The organism is Neoalteromonas facilis (genome assembly GCF_002807665.1).
GTDB classification, from domain to species: domain Bacteria; phylum Pseudomonadota; class Gammaproteobacteria; order Enterobacterales; family Alteromonadaceae; genus Alteromonas_E; species Alteromonas_E facilis.
On record NZ_PEAY01000003.1, the window covers coordinates 606,719 to 626,803 of the forward strand.

Genomic DNA, 20,085 nt, shown 5'->3' on the forward strand with positions numbered 1-20,085 from the left:
ATAAGCGATGAAAATGGCTTTTACATCTCGACTCTAACTTGGCTAGCCTGTATACTACCGCGTCTTTTTTTAACCGACGCCAAACAAAGCGCCACATAAGAAAAGGTGTTGGGGCGGCATTGGCTGTTATTAAACATCTGATTTGTAAGCGCGTCATCCGGCGCATAGTTGAGGTATTATAATGCAAGTTTCTGTTGAGACGACTGAAGGTTTACAACGCCGTCTTACTATCACTGTTCCTGCTGATGCAATTGACAGTGCTGTTAAATCACGCCTACAGCAATTGGCTAAAACACAACGTATTAACGGTTTCCGTCCAGGTAAAGTACCTGTATCGGTCATCCAAAAACGTTTCGGTACAGCTGTTCGTCAAGAAATTGCAGGCGATGTGATGCAGCGCAACTTTTATGAAGCGATTGTTCAAGAGAAGATCACACCAGCTGGTTACCCTTCATTCGAACTGAAGAATGACAAAGATGGTGAAGATTTCGAATTCATCGCATCTTTTGAAGTTTATCCAGAAATCGAAGTAAAAGACGTTGATAAACTAAAAATTGAAAAGCCAGTTGTAGAAATCAAAGATAAAGATTTAGACAACATGATGGTTACTTTACAAAAACAACATGCAGAGTGGAAAGAAGTTAAGCGTAAAGCGAAGAAAGATGACCGCGTAGTGATCGATTTTGTTGGTACTATCGACGGTGAAGAATTCGCTGGTGGTAAGGCTGAAGACTTTACACTTGAGCTTGGTAAGGATCGCATGATCCCTGGTTTCGAAAAAGACCTAGTGGGTGCAAAGAAGGGTGAAGAATTCGTTACTGAAGTAACGTTCCCTGAAGATTATCATGCCGAAGCACTTAAAGGTAAAAACGCTAGCTTTGCTATCACAGTGAAGAAAGTAGAAGGTCAGGCTTTACCAAAAGTTGACGACGAGTTTGCTACGTTATTCGGTATCGAAGAAGGTGGTGTAGAAGCTCTGCGTGAAGAAGTTAAGAAAAACATGCAGCGTGAGCTAGACCAAACGTTGAAGTCACAGCTTAAAGAAAACGTAATCGCAGCTCTTCTAGAGAAGAATGAGTTAGATCTGCCACAAGCATTGGTTGATCAAGAAGTAAATGCGCTTCGTGAACAAGCTAAGCAACGTTTCCAGCAACAAGGTCAAGGCCAGAACTTACCAGAACTTCCAGCTGATTTGTTTATGGACAACGCAAAGCGTCGCGTTTCTGTAGGTCTTCTTTTAGGTGAAATCATCAAGAAAGAAAGCTTGGAAGCAGACGATGCACGTGTTGATGCATTGATCGAATCTATGGCTTCTGCTTATGAAGATCCAAGCGAAGTAATTGAATACTACAAGTCAAATGATGAATTGATGCAACAAATGAAGAACGTTGCGCTAGAAGATCAGGCGATTGATTGGATTGCAGATAACGCTAAGACTAAAGAAGTTAAAAAAGACTTTGATGAGATCATGAACAAACAGGCGTAATCAACGTCCTTGAACATTGACTTTTATAGTCAGCAACTGATTAAATGCTCGGTACTTCCCGAGCATTTTTTTTTCTAGTTTGAAATAAGGCCTTTTTGACATGCACAATGTTTTTGACCCTGCTAATGCACTCGTCCCTATGGTAGTTGAGCAAACGTCCAAGGGTGAGCGTTCCTACGACATCTATTCTCGGCTATTGAAAGAGAATGTCATTTTCTTAGTGGGGCAGGTGGAAGATCACATGGCCAACCTTATCGTGGCACAGATGTTGTTTCTTGAAGCCGAAAATCCTGAGAAAGATATCTATTTATATATTAACTCGCCGGGTGGCTCAGTGACGGCGGGGATGGCGATTTACGACACAATGAACTTCATTAAACCTGACGTTAGTACGGTTTGCGTAGGTCAGGCCGCGAGTATGGGCGCATTTTTATTGTCAGGCGGAGCTAAAGGTAAACGTTATTGCTTACCGAACTCTCGCGTCATGATCCACCAGCCATTAGGTGGGTTCCAAGGCCAGGCGTCTGATTTTGAAATACATGCCAAAGAAATTCTGTCTATCAAAGAGAAATTGAATAGATTGATGGCAAACCATACTGGCCAGCCGTATGAAAAAGTCGCGCAGGATACCGACCGCGATAACTTTTTAAGTGCGACTGAAGCCAAAGAATATGGTTTAATTGATAAAGTATTGTCTAATCGAGATGACGCATTAGGCGCATAATCGACTAGACTAAGTATAAGTAGGTGACTGCTTAGTTTAATAGTAGAGGCAATCGATACATGACAGACAAGCAAAACGGTGATGGTGATAATAAATTACTGTACTGCTCATTCTGTGGGAAAAGCCAGCATGAAGTTCGAAAACTTATTGCCGGTCCCTCAGTGTTCATATGCGATGAATGTGTTGAGTTGTGCAATGACATTATTCGTGAAGAAATAAAAGAAATTGCACCTAAGCAAGAACAAGATGCGTTACCAAAGCCGCAAGAAATCCATGCGCATTTGAATGATTACGTAATCGGCCAAGAACATGCGAAAAAAGTGTTGTCGGTTGCCGTGTACAATCACTATAAACGTTTGCGCAATGGTGATGTGCATGATGGTGTCGAACTTGGCAAAAGTAATATTCTACTCATCGGCCCAACCGGTAGTGGTAAAACCCTATTGGCTGAGACACTCGCGCGATTGCTCGATGTACCTTTCACAATGGCAGATGCGACAACACTAACTGAAGCCGGATATGTTGGCGAAGATGTTGAAAATATCATCCAGAAGCTATTGCAAAAATGCGATTACGATGTAGAGAAGGCCCAACGTGGTATTGTCTACATTGATGAGATTGATAAGATTTCAAGAAAATCCGACAATCCATCAATTACGCGTGATGTTTCCGGGGAAGGTGTACAACAAGCGCTACTCAAGCTAATCGAAGGAACGGTTGCATCAGTACCACCACAAGGTGGCCGAAAGCATCCTCAGCAGGAATTCTTGCAGGTTGATACGTCAAAAATTCTATTTATCTGTGGTGGTGCATTTGCCGGTCTTGATAAAGTGATTGAACAACGTGCGCACACAGGCACCGGAATCGGGTTTGGCGCTAAAGTAAAAGATACGCAAAACAACAAGCAGTTGACTGAGCTATTCCGTCAAGTTGAACCTGAGGATTTGGTCAAGTATGGTCTGATCCCAGAATTCATTGGACGCCTACCAGTGGTTACTAGCTTGGAAGAGTTAAGTGAAGATGCGTTGATCCAAATCTTACGTGAACCAAAGAATGCGATTACAAAACAGTATGCGGCATTGTTTGCTATCGAAGATACTGAATTGGAATTCCGTGAAGATGCCTTACATGCTATTGCGCAAAAAGCGATGCAACGTAAAACAGGAGCACGCGGATTACGCTCAATTGTTGAGGCCGTATTATTGGACACCATGTATGACTTACCGTCGATGGAAAATGTCAGCAAAGTGGTGATTGATGAGTCGGTTATAAAAGGCGAGTCAAACCCTATCCTGATATACGATTCTCAGGATAAAAAAGCAGCATCTGAATAAATAACTTGAAAAGGCCCTTAAAAGGGCCTTTTTTTTATTCTCTGTTGCTCTATTCTTGATACAGTGATTGAACTTTCTTACCCAAACCCCATATAAGAACGATAAGCAGTTTAAGAGAGAAAGCATGTCTAAAGAGCAAGTACAACGGATTGAGATGCCAGTATTGGCATTGCGAGATGTCGTTGTTTATCCGCATATGGTTATTCCGCTTTTTGTTGGGCGGGAGAAGTCTATTCGTTGTTTAGACGCAGCGATGGCAAATGATAAACAAATATTTTTAGTTGCCCAAAAAGATGCCGGTGTAGATGAGCCTCAACAAGAGGACATTTTTCATGTTGGCACCATTGCAACAATTTTACAGTTATTAAAACTGCCTGATGGCACTGTTAAGGTTTTGGTAGAAGGTAATGTACGTGGCCAGGTAGAAGGTTTAAGTAAAACCGAACCGTATTTTGCTGCTGATGTTGAGCGAATGAGCGATGAACCTATCAGTGACAGTGAGCAAGACGTATTAACCCGTTCTGCAGTCTCTCAGTTTGAGGGCTATGTTAAGTTAAACAAAAAGATACCACCGGAAGTGTTAACCTCTTTAAATGGTATAGAAGATGCTGCTCGCTTAGCTGATACCATGGCAGCACACATGCCACTGAAGTTAGCAGAGAAGCAAAAAGTGCTAGAAATGTCGAGCGTCAATGAGCGCATCGAATATTTAATGGCATTGATGGAAGGTGAGATTGATGTTCTTCAGGTCGAAAAGAAAATTCGTACCCGCGTTAAAAAGCAAATGGAGAAAAGCCAGCGCGAGTATTATCTGAATGAACAGATGAAAGCGATCCAGAAAGAGTTGGGTGAGTTAGATGAAGCACCTGATGAATTCGAAGCGCTGAATACTAAGATTGAAGAAGCAAAAATGCCACAAGAGGCTAAAGATAAAGCTTCTGCAGAACTTAAAAAGCTCAAGATGATGTCTCCGATGTCAGCAGAAGCTACTGTGGTACGCAGTTATATTGATTGGCTAACGGGGGTGCCGTGGCATAAACGTTCTGCGGTTAAAAAGGATCTGGCCAAGGCGGAGAAGATCCTCGATGCTGATCATTATGGTCTCGAGAAAGTTAAAGAGCGCATCATTGAATATCTCGCCGTTCAACAACGTGTTAAAAAATTAAAAGGGCCTATTTTATGTCTTGTTGGTCCACCGGGTGTAGGTAAAACCTCTTTAGGTCAGTCTATTGCGAAGGCGACAGGGCGAAAATATGTTCGTATGGCGTTAGGCGGTGTTAGAGATGAAGCTGAAATTCGTGGTCATCGCCGCACCTACATAGGGTCTATGCCGGGTAAGCTGATCCAGAAAATGTCGAAAGTTGGTGTGAAAAACCCGCTCTTTTTATTAGATGAAATCGATAAAATGTCATCGGATATGCGCGGCGATCCTTCCTCAGCCTTATTGGAAGTGTTGGATCCAGAGCAAAACAGTTCATTTAGCGATCACTATTTAGAAGTTGATTATGATCTGTCGGACGTCATGTTTGTCGCTACATCAAACAGCATGAATATACCGGGTCCTTTGTTAGATCGTATGGAAGTGATTCGTTTGTCGGGCTATACCGAAGACGAGAAGTTAAACATTGCGCAACGCCACTTGGTTTCAAAGCAAATCGAACGCAACGGATTGAAAGATGCAGAATTAGAAATAACGGATTCGGCGATACTGGGGATGATCCGTTATTACACCAGAGAGGCAGGTGTTAGAAGTTTAGAGCGCGAGATCTCAAAGGTTTGTCGTAAAGCGGTTAAACATATTTTACTAAACCCTAAGTCCGACAAAGTGGTTGTCACGCAGGAAAACCTTAAAGACTATTTAGGTGTGCAGCGATTTGATTATGGAAAAGCTGATAAAGAAAACCAAATTGGTCAAGTCACCGGCCTAGCGTGGACTCAAGTGGGTGGGGATTTATTAACGATAGAGACCACCGCTGTACCAGGGAAAGGAAAGATGACCTTTACCGGCTCTTTGGGTGATGTGATGCAGGAGTCGATTAAGACTGCGATGACCGTCGTTCGAAGCCGAGCTGAAAAACTACGTATCAACAGCGATTTTCATGAGAAGCGCGATATCCATGTGCACGTGCCTGAAGGCGCTACTCCAAAAGATGGCCCCAGTGCTGGTATTGGAATGTGCACAGCGTTGGTATCTTGTTTAACTGGGAATCCAGTTAAATGCGATGTGGCGATGACCGGTGAAATTACGCTTCGCGGGGAAGTGTTAGCGATAGGTGGTTTGAAAGAGAAGCTTCTTGCAGCGCACCGAGGTGGCATTAAAACCGTCATTATTCCTCATGAAAATGAACGTGACTTGGAAGAAATTCCAGAAAATGTGAAGAAAGATTTATCGATCCACCCAGTAAAATGGATTGATGAGGTGCTTGATTTGGCACTTCAAGAGCCAGTGGAATCGTTTAAGATAGAAAAATAATTCCCGTTTTTGCAGGGATTTTTAATGTAGCGATACACCCTAATATAGACGTAAAGGCATAAAAACCGCTCAATAGATTAAAAAATAACCAATTGAGCGGTTTTTTTTTCACTTTTTTAACGAATATAGCTTCAAACTGGAAATAGTTGTGATACCTTTAATGGGTATTCGCTTCAAGCCTTTGCCACCAAAGGGGTGGCAGCGATTCAGTAGAAGTTAATAAATTGTAAATGGACGCTTGATGTTATTATTCAAGCTTGCTATAACCACATGGCAAAAACGGTTTTGCCACACAAATAATAACAACCGAAGGGGATCTTATTGTGAACAAGTCTCAACTCATTGATACCATCGCTGCAAGCGCAGATATTTCTAAAGCAGCAGCTGGACGTGCTCTAGACGCTTTCACTGACGCAGTAACTGCAGCTCTTAAAGATGGTGATCAAGTAGCACTTGTTGGTTTTGGTACATTCTCAGTTAGAGAGCGTGCAGCTCGTAGCGGTCGTAACCCACAAACTGGCCAAACAATTCAAATCGCAGCAGCGAAAGTACCTTCTTTCAAAGCTGGTAAAGCACTTAAAGACGCTTGTAACTAATTACTCGTTTCGCTTAAGTTCGAAAAAGCCTCTGATCTTCAGAGGCTTTTTTATTTCATTAGTACAATATCTGCAAACTCACATCTTTATCTCGTATCTCAGCCTTTAATGTGGAAATAACCTGTCGAGAAATTTTCTGAATGCGGTATAATTCGCGGCCTGAAATGAATGTGGGCTTTACGCTAGAGTTTACAAAATAAATGGTTTTATGGAGATTTTATAAGCCATGTTAGAGAAAATAAGAGAAGGGGCTCAGGGTCCTTGGGCGATGGTGATTATTGCACTTATCGTTTTGAGCTTCGTGTTTGCAGGTGTTGGCAGTTACCTTACAGGTTCAACCGAAACAGCTGTTGCTAAAGTGAATGGTGTGGAGATACAACAAAACACCTTAGAGCGTGCATACCAAAATGAACGTGCTCGCATTGAAAATCAGTTTGGTGAAGGTGTTGCAGCACTGTTTGCAAATCCTGACTACTTGCGTGAGTTCCGTTTGGGCGTGTTAGATCGCTTAATTGGAGAGCAACTGGTTGAACAAAAAGCGGTTGAATTGGGCTTGCGCGTGAGCGATGCACAAATACGCGAAGCCATCCTAAATATGCCGGAATTCCAAGTGGGTGGTCAGTTCAATAACGATCGTTATCAAGCCATTATCCAGCAAGCCGGTTTTAAGCCAAATACATTCCGTGATTATATGCGTGCTGAGATGACGCGCGAGCAATTGGCGCGAGCATTGGCTGGCAGTGAGTTTGCTTTAACAGCTGAGGCCAGCCGGATTGGTTTGCTACAAGATCAGCAACGTAACATTGACGTATTATCGATCGCGTCTGAACCTTTTTCTGCTGATGTCGAAGTTACTGAGCAAGATGTACAAAGCTATTATCAGGCAAATTTAGAACAGTACGATACGCAGGAGCGTGTAGCATTAAGTTTCGTTGAGTTGCGAGTCAGTGATTTGCTCGGCGAAGTTGATGTTACAGAAGATGAAATTTCTGAATATTATACGTTGAACAAACGTTCATATATGACTGAAGAAGAGCGTCGCGTTTCACACATCCTCGTAGAGTTCGGAGAAGATGAAGATGCTGCGGAAGCTAAAGCGGCTGCTATATTAGCGCGTGTGCAAGCGGGTGAAGATTTTGCAGAATTAGCATCTACAGAGTCTGATGATGCATTCAGTGCTGAAAACGGTGGTGACCTAGACTTTTTCGGTCGCGACATTATGGATCCCGCGTTTGAAGAAGCTGCATTTTCGTTGGCGGAAGTGGGCAACACGTCTGAAGTGGTTCGCAGTGATTTTGGTTTCCATATCATCAAATTAACGGATATCAGACCTGAACAAGTCACGCCTTTAGCGGAAGTGTCAGAGGACATACGCACGATACTGTTGACAGATAAAGCAACAGAAATGTTTTATGCACGTCAACAGGACATGGCTCAATTAGCCTTTGAAATTCCAGACACGTTGCAAGATGTAGCCGGCGCTGCGGGTACTCAGGTACAAGAAACTGAACTGTTTACAAATGGTGCTGCGCCAGCGATGGTTAATTATCCGCAAGTGCTCGCGGTCGCGTTTAGTCCTGAGTTAATTGAAGAGCGAGTCAACTCAGATCTGATTGAAGTGAGTGAAGATCATGTGATTGTTGTTCGTGTTGCAGAGCATGAACCTCAACGTACGAAAGCATTGGAAGAGGTTGCTACATCTATCGAAGATATGCTTCGCCGTGAGCGTGCGCAACAGGCGGCCCTTGCCTTTGCTGACGAGCTTATGTTGAAGTTGCAAGCCGGAGAATCAATCGAAGAAGCGCTAACCGAAAAATCATTGGCGTGGGAGTCATTTAGCGATATTACCCGTAGCATGAATACTCCAGGCATTCAGGTTGTTGAGCAAGCGTTTACTTTGGGATTAGATGCTGGGCAAGAGTTTACAACTGTAGCGAAGTCGAACGGTGATGCAGCGTTAGTGAAGCTGGTTGCTGTCAATACGCCGGAAATGCCTGAAGAAGCACAGGTGACAGCGTTTAAACAACGATTAGCGTCTAATTTCAGCCAGACTAATTACCAAGCATTCGTAGATGCGTTGCGCAGCAATGCTGACGTGGCGATATTGGTGCAATAAGTCTAGATGATATAAAAAAGCCCCGCTTCGTATGTGAAGCGGGGCTTTTTTGTTGCTGCAATAAAGTCAGTATTGTGATTGAGTAATAAACAATAGAACGGTGTAAGCGATGGCTAAACCGGTAGAGAATATAAGGATATATTTGAATCCTTGTTTACCCTGTCGAACCGAATAGCCCTGCGATTTAAGGTAAACGACCCACACCAAGCACAACAAAACCGGTACTAAAAAAAGTAAACGTATCAAAGCTTAATCCTTCCTCAAACAGTTATGCTGAACAATGCATTTATACGGCATCTAAACCCAAAAAGCCCACTGGATTATATTGAGTGATCCAGTGGGAATAATTGATTATAGAGCAGGGGCTGGACGTGGTTCTATGGATGTATTAGCCATAAAATCGGTAAAGATGGCCCAAACAGCTAAATTTTGTTGTAACTCGGCGGGGTCAATTTTATCCAAGGTGTCATTTGGTGTGTGGTGATAGTCAAAATAGTAGGTGCCGTCTTGGCGCAAGCTAACAACAGGTACACCGTGCTTGGGTAGCATCGAAACATCTGGACCGCCACCGGCTTCGTTATTGCCTTTCTCAACGCCTAAAGGCGCTAGGGCCGCATGTAATTGCTCAGCCAAAGGAAGTGCTTTCTCATCGAAGCGAGTGTCTAAGCGATAGATTCGGCCAGCGCCGAAATCACTTTCAGCCGCGACAATTAGTTTACCTAGATTATCTTTTTCAACGCGTGCATATTCGTTGCCGCCGAGAAGCCCTATTTCTTCAGCCGCGTATAAGACGACACGAACCGTTCGTTTAGGCTGCCCAACAACGTCCTTAACTAATTTTGCCGCAGCCATCACAATACCCACACCGGCACCATCATCCAACGCGCCGGTGCCTTCATCCCAAGAGTCCAAATGAGCAGAAATTAACACGATTTCGTCTGGACGCTCAGTTCCGATAAAGTCGCCAATAACATTATAGGAAGTCTGCCAGCCTAATTCTTTTGCTCTTAGATCCACATCGAGTGTAACGGTGTGACCTGCATGGATCATAGCTTCAACCGTGTCAGAATCCGCGTTTGACAATGCGCCTGCGGGGATCTTTTCTACATCGTCGCTGTAACGCATAATGCCCGTGTGGGCGAATCTTGAATTGTCGGTTCCTACCGAGCGGATCAGTACAGCACTAGCGCCCAGTTTGGCGGCTTCTACTGCACCCTGAACGCGACCACTGACAACCGGTCCGTATCCTCTGCCGGCCTTATCGCGTTCCATTCTATGATTGATAAAAACAATTTTGCCAGCAACATCATCCGGTTTTAGCTCAGTGAGTGCTTGCATTGAATCGACCATGATCACATCTGCAACTAGGCCACCTTCTGGAGTCGCGATAGAGCCGCCTAGGGCAGTTATCACTAGGTCTTGTTTAAATGGCGCAACTATCTTAGCGTCAGCTAATCCTCTCGACCAGTTTCTGACTCTAACCGGTTGTGAGGTAATGCGATCAAAGCCTAACTCTGCAAATTTGTTTTTAGCCCATTCTACCGCACGCTTATCTCCTTCGCTTCCCGGTATGCGAGGACCGACTTCGACCGTAAGAGACTTAACTACGTCATAGGCTAGCGTTGAATTGGCCGCTATGTCTGCAAGCGATTTATCGGATGTATGCGCTTGTTGAGTGGATGTCGCGGCACAGGCAATTGTTGATAAACAAGCTAGGCCAAGCAACAGGCTTTTCTTTATGGATAGCATTGATGTTCCTTGATGATAGGTGTAATAGGAGTCTAACTGAAGTCACTCTAGGGATGAAGAGGTACCATTGGCTATCTTCGGCTAAACCCCTAAAGCGTCGGTTAAACGTCAGTTTTGATGGTATGATTAGCATCATAATTCAAAATCTAATCGTAACGGTCGGCTTATTGGTCGCTTAAAGAATCATAGGCGGCGACGGCGGTAAGTCTCTTTGATGCGCGGGAAGAATGCAGTTACATAATATTACGCTCACATTCAGATACATTTTGATGATCATGTATCTGGTTATACCGCTTGGCGCTGTTGCGGATAATCTATACGACGTTCGCGGCGATTGTCTCGCTTCACCTCATGCTTGTTTAGCACAAACTGAGTCCTCCCTTAGTGCATTACCAGAGGGGAGCCGAGAGTGGTATCGTTTAACGATGATGAAACTGCTGGCTCTCATTGAAATGCAGCAATATCCAACGTTGCGTAGTGAGTTATTGTCAGTGTTAGTTGATCAGCAATCACCTATGGTTTTTAAAGCAACGGTGTATACATTGCATTCAAAGGTACTGTTATTAGATGGTAAAAAAGCTGAAGGGCGTCGGTACCTAGACAAAGCCGTGACACTGGTCGCTCAAATTAACGAGTCATATCCAGACCCATTCAGAAGTGCTGATATCCTAAATTTGTACACATACATACCTGAATTGAACGAACAAGCAATGTTGTTTGCGAAATCGCTTATTCCTAACATTGAACGGGTCTCTGAACCGGATGGTTTGGCCGATCTATTGATTGCGCTTGGACATACATTTAAGTACGCAGGTCAGCTTGAATCATCGTTATCTTATTATCAGAAGGCATTAAGTATTTATGATTTAACACCAGATGATGTGCGAAGGGTTTCGGTGTTACATAACGTCGCGACGGGTTTCAGCAATTTGAAAAATTATACAATGGCTGAAGAATACTTTAGTTCAGCTTTGCGTGAATGGGCTAAGCATCCAGGCAGTGAAGTTGGTATGAACCATACACGATTAAAATTAGTCGAAAACTATATATTACAAGAACGTTTCACGGAGGCTTCAGATTTGTTATCCGCCTCGACTATTCCTGACATGCCTCGCTATCAACTATTGCTTTACCAATCACTTGACGCTCAAATTAGCGCGAATCAACAGCTAAATGACTGAATCATGAAGTACAAAAAAAGCGCCAACAGGCGCCTTTTTATTGAATATAAACTGGTAAATTAAGCTAGCGCTTTAATTTGTGCAGCTAGGCGGCTCTTATGACGAGCAGCTTTATTCTTATGGATCAAACCACGTGCAGCCATGCGGTCTAGAATCGGCTGAGCCGCCACGAACGCAGTTTGTGCAGCGGCTTTATCGCCAGCTTCAATAGCCGCAACAACTTTTTTCAAGCTGGTGCGAGTCATGGAGCGACGACTGGCGTTGTGCTGACGACGCTTTTCGGCCTGGATGGCACGTTTCTTAGCAGACTTAATGTTAGCCAAGGTGTAACTCCCAAAAAACAGGTAAAAATTAAGGGTGCGGATTGTGCCTATTCAAGCGCCTAAAGTCAACTGTTTTTAAGCGTGTCAGCTATCTTAGTATTTGTGTGCGGGAGATTAATGACACTGGTACAGTGGATGGGGTAATCTACACCACGATTAGTTGCATAACAGAATAAGCAAAAGGACGTATTATGACTCTCACTGTTGCAGACGTGATGACGACACCCGTTTTTTCCTTGTCTCCTGATACAACCTTGCATCATGCGCATAGCGTCACACGCGAGAAAGGCATCCGCCATTTGCCGATTGTCGATCCCAAATCTGACAAGTTGGTCGGTATTGTGACCCAAAAATCGTTGATTGCTAAAGTGTTTGGCTTAATGGCAACCTATGGTGGTGCGAAATTAGCTGAGCATGAAGCGGACACCAATATTATGGAAGTGGCGTTGACCGACTTTGATACGGTTAAAGCCAGTGATGATGTCAAGAGCGTGGCGTCCTTCTTTTTACAGAATAAACACGGTTGCTTGCCCGTTGTCGATGAAGAGCATCGTGTGATTGGCATGTTGACCTCATCAGACTTTGTCAAACTGGCAATTAAATTGTTAGCCGAGTAAATTCATCTCCTGATCATAGGCATTAGCGTTGGCTTCAAAATTATTAAAATCCGGTATCATTGTCAGCGCAATGACTTTTATTTCACGCGTGCTCGGTTTAGTCCGAGACGCCGTAGTTGCCCTTATTATGGGCGATGGAGCAGCTGCAGACGTCTTCTTCTTTGCGAATAAGATCCCCAATTTCCTCCGCCGTTTATTCGCTGAAGGCGCTTTTTCACAAGCTTTTGTACCGGTATTAACGGAAGTTCATCACAATGAAGACAACGCGCGTCAACGAGAGTTTGTCGCACAGGTCTCAGGCACACTAGGTGCAATCGTATTTGTCATTGCCATTTTAGGTGTCATTGGCTCCCCCGTATTGGCCGCGCTATTTGGCACCGGTTGGTTCCTTGACTACTTAAATCATCAACCGGATGGGGCGAAGTTCGAGCTTGCATCGACGATGCTCAAGATCACATTTCCTTATATTGCCTTCATCTCACTCGTGGGGGTATCAGGCGCGGTATTAAACACGATTAATCGTTTTGCCGTGGCGGCTTTCACGCCAGTACTGTTGAATATTTGTATCATTCTGTGTGCGTGGTATTTGTCTCCCCACTTAGAGCAGCCCGCTTTTGCCCTTGCGTGGGGGGTGTTTATTGGCGGTATTGTTCAGCTTTTATTTCAACTACCCTTTTTATATCGCGCGGGTTACTTAGTGAGGCCGCGTTGGGGCTGGAACGACCCTGGGGTGGTGAAAGTTCGCAAATTGATGATCCCAGCCTTGTTTGGTGTGAGTGTTAGTCAAATTAACCTGTTATTGGATACGCTTATCGCGAGCTTTCTGGTGACGGGGTCAATCAGTTGGCTTTATTATTCTGATCGTTTGTTAGAGTTCCCACTCGGACTCTTTGGCATAGCGATCGCAACCGTTATTTTACCCGCGCTGTCCCGTGACCACGTGAGCAAGAACGCTGTACAGTTTGCGAATAATATGGATTGGGCTGTGCGTATGGTGTGCTTGCTGGGGATACCTGCTGCGACTGGATTATTTGTTTTGGCTGAGCCGATTTTGACCGTTATTTTCCAGCGTGGTGCATTCACAGCTGAAACTGCGTATATGGCATCTTTAAGCCTCATGGCGTACTCAACGGGCTTACTGAGCTTTATGCTTGTGAAAGTTCTGGCGCCAGGATACTTCTCTCGTCATGATACTAAAACGCCGGTGAAGTTTGGGATCTGGAGCATGGCGGCAAATATGGTATTTAATATCATTCTGGCTATACCCTTTGGTTACATTGGTTTAGCGCTTGCTACCAGTCTGTCCGCTACGTTAAACGCCGCTTTGTTATATTGGGCATTGTCTTCTCAAGGCGTGTTCAAGTTGTCTCCCCACACATTATGGTTCGTCTTGAGAGTCTTTATCGCGGCTATTGGGATGGCTTTATTTGTACTTTGGCGCCCTGAGTTAGATTGGTCTTTGATGGCTGAAATGCAGCGAATAGGTTGGTTGGCAGAAAGAATTGTCACTGCTGGATTAGTGTTCTTTGCTGGATTATTGCTGATGGGGATCCGTCCTCGCCATATTCGCCATGGTAATGCGTAGAATAAAACCGCTACAGTAATTGGTATTCAATTCAAGGTCGTTTATAATCGCGAGCTTTGTTTAAACTCCCGCTTAGAACAGAGCAGTTAATTGAGGGCAGTACGTGGAACTGGTGCACGGCGTACACAATTTGCGAGAACGGCATAAAGGGTGCGTATTAACCATTGGTAAATTCGATGGTGTGCATTTAGGTCATCAGGCTGTGTTGAAACAGCTAATTGAGCAAGCTCGTGCTCGCCAATTACCGGCCACCGTGATGGTATTTGAACCTCAGCCAGAAGAAGTATTTATGCCTTCGTCAGCGCCTGCTCGATTGAGTACGTTGAGGGATAAGTATCAAGCGCTTGAAGCGCTTGGCATCGACCGTCTTATCTGCGTTAAGTTTAATCATGATTTTGCGGGTCAGTCGCCGCAAACGTTTACCCAAGATTTATTAGTCAATAGGTTGGGTGTAAGGTTTTTGGTCGTTGGCGATGACTTTCGCTTTGGCAAAGGTCGCGCAGGCGATTTTGCCATGTTGGTCGACGCCGGGCAGCAAAATGGTTTTTCGGTAGTTAACACGAAAAGTTTATTGCTGGCCAAATGTCGTGTGAGTTCGACAGCGATACGTGAAGCCCTCGAACGCAGTGAATTTTCATTGGCTGAATCGATGTTAGGGCGCCCATTTACGATATCTGGGAAAGTCATACACGGTGAAAAGCTCGGCAGAACTATCGGCTTTCCAACGGCAAATGTATTACTTAAACGCCTCAAAAGCCCCATTTCAGGTGTTTTTGCGGTGCATGTGCGTATTGAAAATACGCTTTATGCGGGAGTTGCCAACATAGGTCATCGACCTACTGTAGACGGTACACGAGCGCAACTTGAAGTGCACGTGTTTGATTTTGCTCACAATTTGTATGGTAAACGTATCAATGTAATACCTATTGCCAAGTTGCGAGAAGAACAGAGATTTGCGTCTTTTGACGCGCTTAAACAACAAATTATCCAAGATGCTGAACAGGCCAAAACCTTGTTAGCATCGACTATTTAACACAATTGGAACCATAGACGCATGAGTGACTACAAAGCCACCTTAAACTTGCCTGATACTTCGTTCCCGATGCGCGGTAACCTTGCGCAGCGAGAACCTGAAATGCTCAAAAAATGGCAGCAGAAGGACTTGTATGCAAAGATCCGAGCAGCCAAGCAAGGTAAGAAGCCTTTTATTTTGCACGATGGCCCTCCTTACGCGAACGGCAATATTCATATCGGTCATGCGGTTAATAAAATTCTTAAAGACATTATTGTTAAATCAAAAACGTTAGCGGATTTTGATTCACCATATGTACCGGGATGGGATTGTCACGGCCTTCCGATTGAGTTGATGGTTGAGAAAAAGGTAGGTAAACCAGGCCACAAAGTTTCAACCGCTGAATTTAGACAAAAATGCCGTGAATATGCACAAAAGCAAATTGATGGTCAGTTAGCGGATTTCGTTCGATTAGGCGTGTTCGGTGACTGGGATAATCCTTATAAAACCATGGATTTCCAATCTGAAGCGAACATTATTCGTGCGTTATCAAAAATCGTCGAAAATGGTCACGTTGAGAAAGGCTTCAAACCCGTGCATTGGTGTACAGATTGTGGCTCTGCATTGGCTGAAGCTGAAGTTGAATATAAAGATAAGATTTCGCCAGCTATTGATGTTGCATTTCCTGTCGTTGATCAAAGCGCTCTTGCTGGAATATTCGGTGTCGCAGAAGACACAACCGCTCAGGCCGCGTTAGTTATCTGGACGACAACGCCATGGACAATTCCTGCAAACCGTGCAGTGTCACTACACCCTGAATTGCCTTATGCGTTGGTTAACATGACCATCGCAGGAAAGGTTCACAGCTTGATCCTTGCTGAAGACTTGGTTGAAAGCTGTGCTCAACGTTATGCGGCGGATGATGTTGAAATTGTTGCCACTACGTCGGGTCAGTCACTAGAGCGAGTTCAATTGCAACACCCTCTATTAGATATACAGGTGCCGGTGATCCTCGGTGAACATGTTACAACCGAATCAGGTACCGGCTGTGTTCACACTGCACCAGCACACGGTGTTGACGACTTCAACGTGGGTAAGCAATACGATATTGAAGTGTATAACCCAGTGGGTGGGAATGGTGTGTATTTACCGGGTACTCCTCAGTTTGAAGGTATGCACGTTTTTAAAGCGAACGACGCTATCATTGAAGCGTTAGAGGCCTCAGGCAACTTGCTTTTGAATGTTAAGTACGAGCACAGTTATCCACATTGCTGGCGACATAAAACGCCGATAATTTTCCGTGCAACGCCGCAGTGGTTTGTGAGCATGGACAAAAAACATTTACGTAAAGATTCAATTGATGAGATTCATAAAACTCAATGGATCCCGGCATGGGGCGAAAGCCGCATTGAAAGCATGGTGGAAGGCCGTCCAGATTGGTGTATATCACGTCAGCGTACATGGGGCGTACCAATTCCACTATTTATTCACAAAGTCAGCGGTGAATTACACCCTGAGTCAACGCGTATTATGGAAACGGTTGCACAAGCCGTAGAGAAGACTGGTATTCAGGCGTGGTGGGATCTGGCTGATGAGGATCTACTAGGCGCTGATGCAGGAGATTACGAAAAGGTTACAGATACGTTGGACGTATGGTTTGACTCAGGCGTAACGCATTACTTTGTGGTCGACTGCCGTGATGATTTGCCAGCCGGTGCAGATTTGTACCTGGAAGGTTCGGACCAACATCGTGGTTGGTTTATGTCTTCGCTGATGTCTTCCGTCGCTATGCACGGTCATGCACCCTATAAGCAAGTGTTAACCCACGGGTTTACAGTTGATGCTGATGGTAAAAAAATGTCCAAGTCGTTGGGTAATGTTGTGTCACCGCAGGATGTGACCAACAAGTTGGGGGCGGATATTCTGCGCCTTTGGGTGGCATCAACAGATTATCGCAGTGAAATCGCTGTGTCAGATGAGATCTTGAAGCGTTCAGCTGATGCCTATCGTCGTATCCGTAACACAGCACGTTTCTTGTTAGCGAACTTAAACGGATTCGATCCGGTTAAAGATAAAGTAGCCGTGGCGGATATGGTGGCCCTTGATCAATGGGCTGTTCAACGCGCCGTTGATGTACAGAAGAACATTGCTGATGCTTATTCAAGATATGACTTGTTAGAAGTTACGCAAGCTCTGATGCAGTTTTGTTCAATTGAGATGGGCAGTTTCTATCTTGATATTATCAAAGACCGTCAATACACCGCGAAAGGTGATGGTCATGCAAGACGTTCATGTCAAACCGCTTTATATCACATCGCCGAAGCACTGGTGCGATGGATGGCTCCAGTCATGAGTTTTACCGCGCAGGAAGTGTGGGAGGCAATGCCAGGTGAGCGCAATGAATTTGTATTCACAGAGACTTGGTATGAAGGTTTTGAATCGGTTGATATGCAATTTGACAATGCCTTCTGGCAATCCATTATGAAGGTTAAAACGGCAGTTAACCGATGTTTGGAAGGTGCTCGTAAAGACGGCAAGCTTGGCGGTTCATTAGAAGCGAACGTCACACTTTATGCGAGCAAAGAGCTCTCCGAGCAACTTGCAAAGCTGGGTGATGAATTGCGTTTTGTATTGATTTGCTCTAAAGCCGATGTGATAGAAGGCAGCTCCGAAGATGCTATTGAAACCGATGTGCCAGGCCTTCAAGTAGCGGTTAATAAAACGCAAGACACTAAATGTGTACGTTGCTGGCATTATACCGATGATGTTGGTCAAGATGCTGAGCATCCAGAATTGTGTGGGCGTTGTGTCAGCAATGTCGCGGGCGACGGTGAGGAACGTCAGTATGCCTAATGTATTGAGAAATACCGGCTTACGCTTTCTCTGGATCAGTATCGTTGTTTTCATTGTTGACCAGTGGACTAAAGTTACAGTTGTTGAGCAAATGGACTTATATCAATCGATCGAAGTGATGCCCTTTTTCAATTTGACCTACGTACACAATTACGGGGCCGCATTCAGTTTTTTGCATGATGCAGGCGGTTGGCAACGCTGGTTCTTTACCGCAATCGCAATAGGCATCAGTGCGCTGTTAATCTACTGGTTGAAACAGGTACCCAAGACACAACTAAGACTTCCCATCGCATTTACCTTCATTTTGGGGGGCGCGATAGGGAATGTGTATGATCGTTTAGTGCATGGCTACGTAATAGATTTTCTCGACTTTTATTATCAACAGTGGCACTGGCCTGCGTTCAATATTGCCGATAGCGCTATTTTCATCGGCGCCGCTTTATTGATTTTGGACATGCTATTGAGCAAAGACAATCAGGAGTCTGAAGCGACACCATGAGCGAAGATACCATCAGAGAAAACAGCGAAGTGCTAATGCACTTCGACCTCAAGTTAGAAGACGGTTCGGCGGCAGATAGCACGCGAGTCAACAATAAACCAGCCAAATTGGTGATGGGGGATGGCAGTTTAACCGCTAACTTTGAAGCATGTTTAATCGGCCTGAAAGAAGGTGACCGTAAGTCATTTACGCTTGCTCCAACGGACGCATTCGGCATGCCGAATCCGGATAATATTTATCACCTTGAACGCAGTCGTTTTCAATTGGAAGAGGGCGTACAAGAGGGTATGATTGTGGGGTTTGCGCAGCCAGATGGTAGCGAGTTACCCGGCATCATCAGAAGTGTAGCAGGAGACTCTGTAACCGTTGACTTTAATCATCCATTGGCTGGTCAAACCGTTATCTTTGATGTCGAAATTTTAGCGGTCAGGAATCCTGAACCAACCTCATTGCACTAGACATTACGGGGCATTATATGCAAATTCATCTCGCTAACCCTCGCGGCTTCTGTGCCGGCGTCGACCGTGCTATCACTATCGTTGAACGGGCGTTAGAGCTTTTTCAACCACCTATTTATGTGCGTCATGAAGTCGTTCACAACCGTTTCGTGGTAGATGGCTTAAAAGCACGTGGGGCTATTTTCGTAGACGAAGTGGCTGAAGTGCCTGATGACAGTATCGTAATTTTCAGTGCTCATGGTGTATCACAAAAAGTCAGACAAGAAGCTGATGAGCGCGGCCTAAAAGTATTCGATGCCACATGTCCATTGGTGACGAAAGTGCATATGGAAGTCACCCGTGCCAGTAAGCGAGGCACAGAATGTATTCTTATTGGTCACGCAGGGCATCCAGAAGTAGAAGGAACAATGGGGCAGTATCACAACCCACAGGGTGGTATTTATCTGGTTGAATCTATTGAGGATGTTGCTAAGTTAACTGTTAAAGATACAGCTAATTTATATTATTGCAGTCAAACAACTCTGTCTGTTGATGATACAGCTGAGGTCATTGATGCACTGCGCGAGCGTTTTCCGATGATAGAAGGGCCGCGTAAAGATGATATTTGCTATGCTACGCAAAATAGACAAGACGCTGTTCGTGAACTTGCTGCCGAGTGTGATGTCGTATTGGTTGTAGGGGCTCAAAATAGCTCTAATTCAAACCGATTACGTGAATTGGCCGAAAAAATAGGTTCCAAAGCGTATCTAATTGACGGTGCCTCGTGCATCAAAGTTGACTGGCTCGACGGAGTTGAGCATATTGGTGTGACAGCGGGTGCCTCTGCGCCTGAAGTGTTAGTACAAGACGTAATTGAACGATTAAAAACGTTGGGAGCGACATCAGCGACGGAACGTCAAGGAAGGGAAGAAAACGTGGAATTTGCAGTCCCTAAGGAACTAAGAGTTAAGCAAATCAGTTAGTTAGTATTGCCTGTACTGATGAGTTGAATCGGTACAGGTACTCTAGTTTTATACCTTTTGATTCCTCACTATAACCATCCATTGACACATTTACGCTATTGTCTGTCATGGCAACAA

At 44.5% G+C, this 20,085-nt stretch carries 16 protein-coding genes; 14 read left to right on the plus strand and 2 right to left on the minus strand.

Annotated elements, in window-relative coordinates:
• The first annotated feature begins 181 nt into the window (after nucleotides 1-181).
• The 6 genes from tig to CSH93_RS11065 all read left to right on the plus strand — a co-directional run bounded on the left by tig (nucleotide 182) and on the right by CSH93_RS11065 (nucleotide 8,729).
• On the plus strand, nucleotides 182-1,486 hold the full coding sequence (gene tig / locus CSH93_RS11040; RefSeq protein ID WP_100643282.1) for a trigger factor: 1,305 nt from the start codon (nucleotides 182-184) through the stop codon (nucleotides 1,484-1,486).
• Between the two features lie 100 nt (nucleotides 1,487-1,586).
• On the plus strand, nucleotides 1,587-2,210 hold the full coding sequence (clpP, locus tag CSH93_RS11045; RefSeq protein WP_100643283.1) for an ATP-dependent Clp endopeptidase proteolytic subunit ClpP: 624 nt from the start codon (nucleotides 1,587-1,589) through the stop codon (nucleotides 2,208-2,210).
• Between the two features lie 59 nt (nucleotides 2,211-2,269).
• Nucleotides 2,270-3,544, plus strand: coding sequence for an ATP-dependent protease ATP-binding subunit ClpX (gene clpX / locus CSH93_RS11050; RefSeq protein WP_100643284.1), 1,275 nt, complete (start codon nucleotides 2,270-2,272; stop codon nucleotides 3,542-3,544).
• A gap of 124 nt (nucleotides 3,545-3,668) precedes the next feature.
• The gene (lon, locus tag CSH93_RS11055) at nucleotides 3,669-6,017 is read left to right on the plus strand and encodes an endopeptidase La (RefSeq protein ID WP_100643285.1); all 2,349 of its coding nucleotides are present in this window, start codon (nucleotides 3,669-3,671) and stop codon (nucleotides 6,015-6,017) included.
• 323 nt (nucleotides 6,018-6,340) lie between these two features.
• The gene (gene hupB / locus CSH93_RS11060) at nucleotides 6,341-6,613 is read left to right on the plus strand and encodes a nucleoid-associated protein HU-beta (RefSeq protein ID WP_100643286.1); all 273 of its coding nucleotides are present in this window, start codon (nucleotides 6,341-6,343) and stop codon (nucleotides 6,611-6,613) included.
• 226 nt (nucleotides 6,614-6,839) lie between these two features.
• On the plus strand, nucleotides 6,840-8,729 hold the full coding sequence (locus CSH93_RS11065; protein WP_100643287.1) for a SurA N-terminal domain-containing protein: 1,890 nt from the start codon (nucleotides 6,840-6,842) through the stop codon (nucleotides 8,727-8,729).
• Nucleotides 8,730-9,080: 351 nt separating this feature from the next.
• On the opposite strand, the gene CSH93_RS11075 is transcribed toward CSH93_RS11065, so the two are convergent.
• Entirely contained in the window at nucleotides 9,081-10,478 is a 1,398-nt protein-coding gene (locus CSH93_RS11075; protein ID WP_100643289.1) for a M28 family peptidase, read from the minus strand.
• 227 nt (nucleotides 10,479-10,705) lie between these two features.
• Here CSH93_RS11075 and CSH93_RS11080 point away from each other — a divergent pair, with 227 nt between their 5' ends.
• A complete protein-coding gene (locus CSH93_RS11080) occupies nucleotides 10,706-11,659 on the plus strand; it encodes a tetratricopeptide repeat protein (RefSeq protein WP_100643290.1) in 954 nt (317 codons plus the stop codon).
• A 59-nt stretch (nucleotides 11,660-11,718) separates the two neighbouring features.
• Here the strand turns inward: CSH93_RS11080 and rpsT are convergent, their stop codons facing one another.
• Entirely contained in the window at nucleotides 11,719-11,982 is a 264-nt protein-coding gene (rpsT, locus tag CSH93_RS11085; protein WP_100643291.1) for a 30S ribosomal protein S20, read from the minus strand.
• 191 nt (nucleotides 11,983-12,173) lie between these two features.
• On the opposite strand from rpsT, the gene CSH93_RS11090 reads away from it, so the two are divergent.
• From CSH93_RS11090 to ispH, 7 genes are all read left to right on the plus strand, one after another.
• Nucleotides 12,174-12,599: a CBS domain-containing protein gene (locus tag CSH93_RS11090; protein ID WP_100643292.1), complete on the plus strand. Its 426-nt coding sequence runs from the start codon at nucleotides 12,174-12,176 to the stop codon at nucleotides 12,597-12,599.
• A 28-nt stretch (nucleotides 12,600-12,627) separates the two neighbouring features.
• The gene (murJ, locus tag CSH93_RS11095; RefSeq protein WP_100643293.1) at nucleotides 12,628-14,184 is read left to right on the plus strand and encodes a murein biosynthesis integral membrane protein MurJ; all 1,557 of its coding nucleotides are present in this window, start codon (nucleotides 12,628-12,630) and stop codon (nucleotides 14,182-14,184) included.
• Between the two features lie 103 nt (nucleotides 14,185-14,287).
• Nucleotides 14,288-15,217 carry a bifunctional riboflavin kinase/FAD synthetase gene (gene ribF / locus CSH93_RS11100; RefSeq protein ID WP_100643294.1) on the plus strand — a complete coding sequence of 310 codons (930 nt, stop codon included), beginning with the start codon at nucleotides 14,288-14,290 and terminating at the stop codon, nucleotides 15,215-15,217.
• 21 nt (nucleotides 15,218-15,238) lie between these two features.
• Nucleotides 15,239-18,049 (plus strand): isoleucine--tRNA ligase, encoded by a 2,811-nt coding sequence (ileS, locus tag CSH93_RS11105; RefSeq protein ID WP_100643295.1) that lies wholly within the window; start codon nucleotides 15,239-15,241, stop codon nucleotides 18,047-18,049.
• A complete protein-coding gene (gene lspA / locus CSH93_RS11110; RefSeq protein WP_100643296.1) occupies nucleotides 18,042-18,548 on the plus strand; it encodes a signal peptidase II in 507 nt (168 codons plus the stop codon). The genes ileS and lspA overlap by 8 nt, the downstream gene beginning before the upstream one ends.
• Nucleotides 18,545-19,006: an FKBP-type peptidyl-prolyl cis-trans isomerase gene (gene fkpB / locus CSH93_RS11115; RefSeq protein WP_100643297.1), complete on the plus strand. Its 462-nt coding sequence runs from the start codon at nucleotides 18,545-18,547 to the stop codon at nucleotides 19,004-19,006. The genes lspA and fkpB overlap by 4 nt, the downstream gene beginning before the upstream one ends.
• A 17-nt stretch (nucleotides 19,007-19,023) precedes the next feature.
• The gene (gene ispH, locus CSH93_RS11120) at nucleotides 19,024-19,968 is read left to right on the plus strand and encodes a 4-hydroxy-3-methylbut-2-enyl diphosphate reductase (RefSeq protein WP_100643298.1); all 945 of its coding nucleotides are present in this window, start codon (nucleotides 19,024-19,026) and stop codon (nucleotides 19,966-19,968) included.
• Nucleotides 19,969-20,085: the final 117 nt, after the last annotated feature.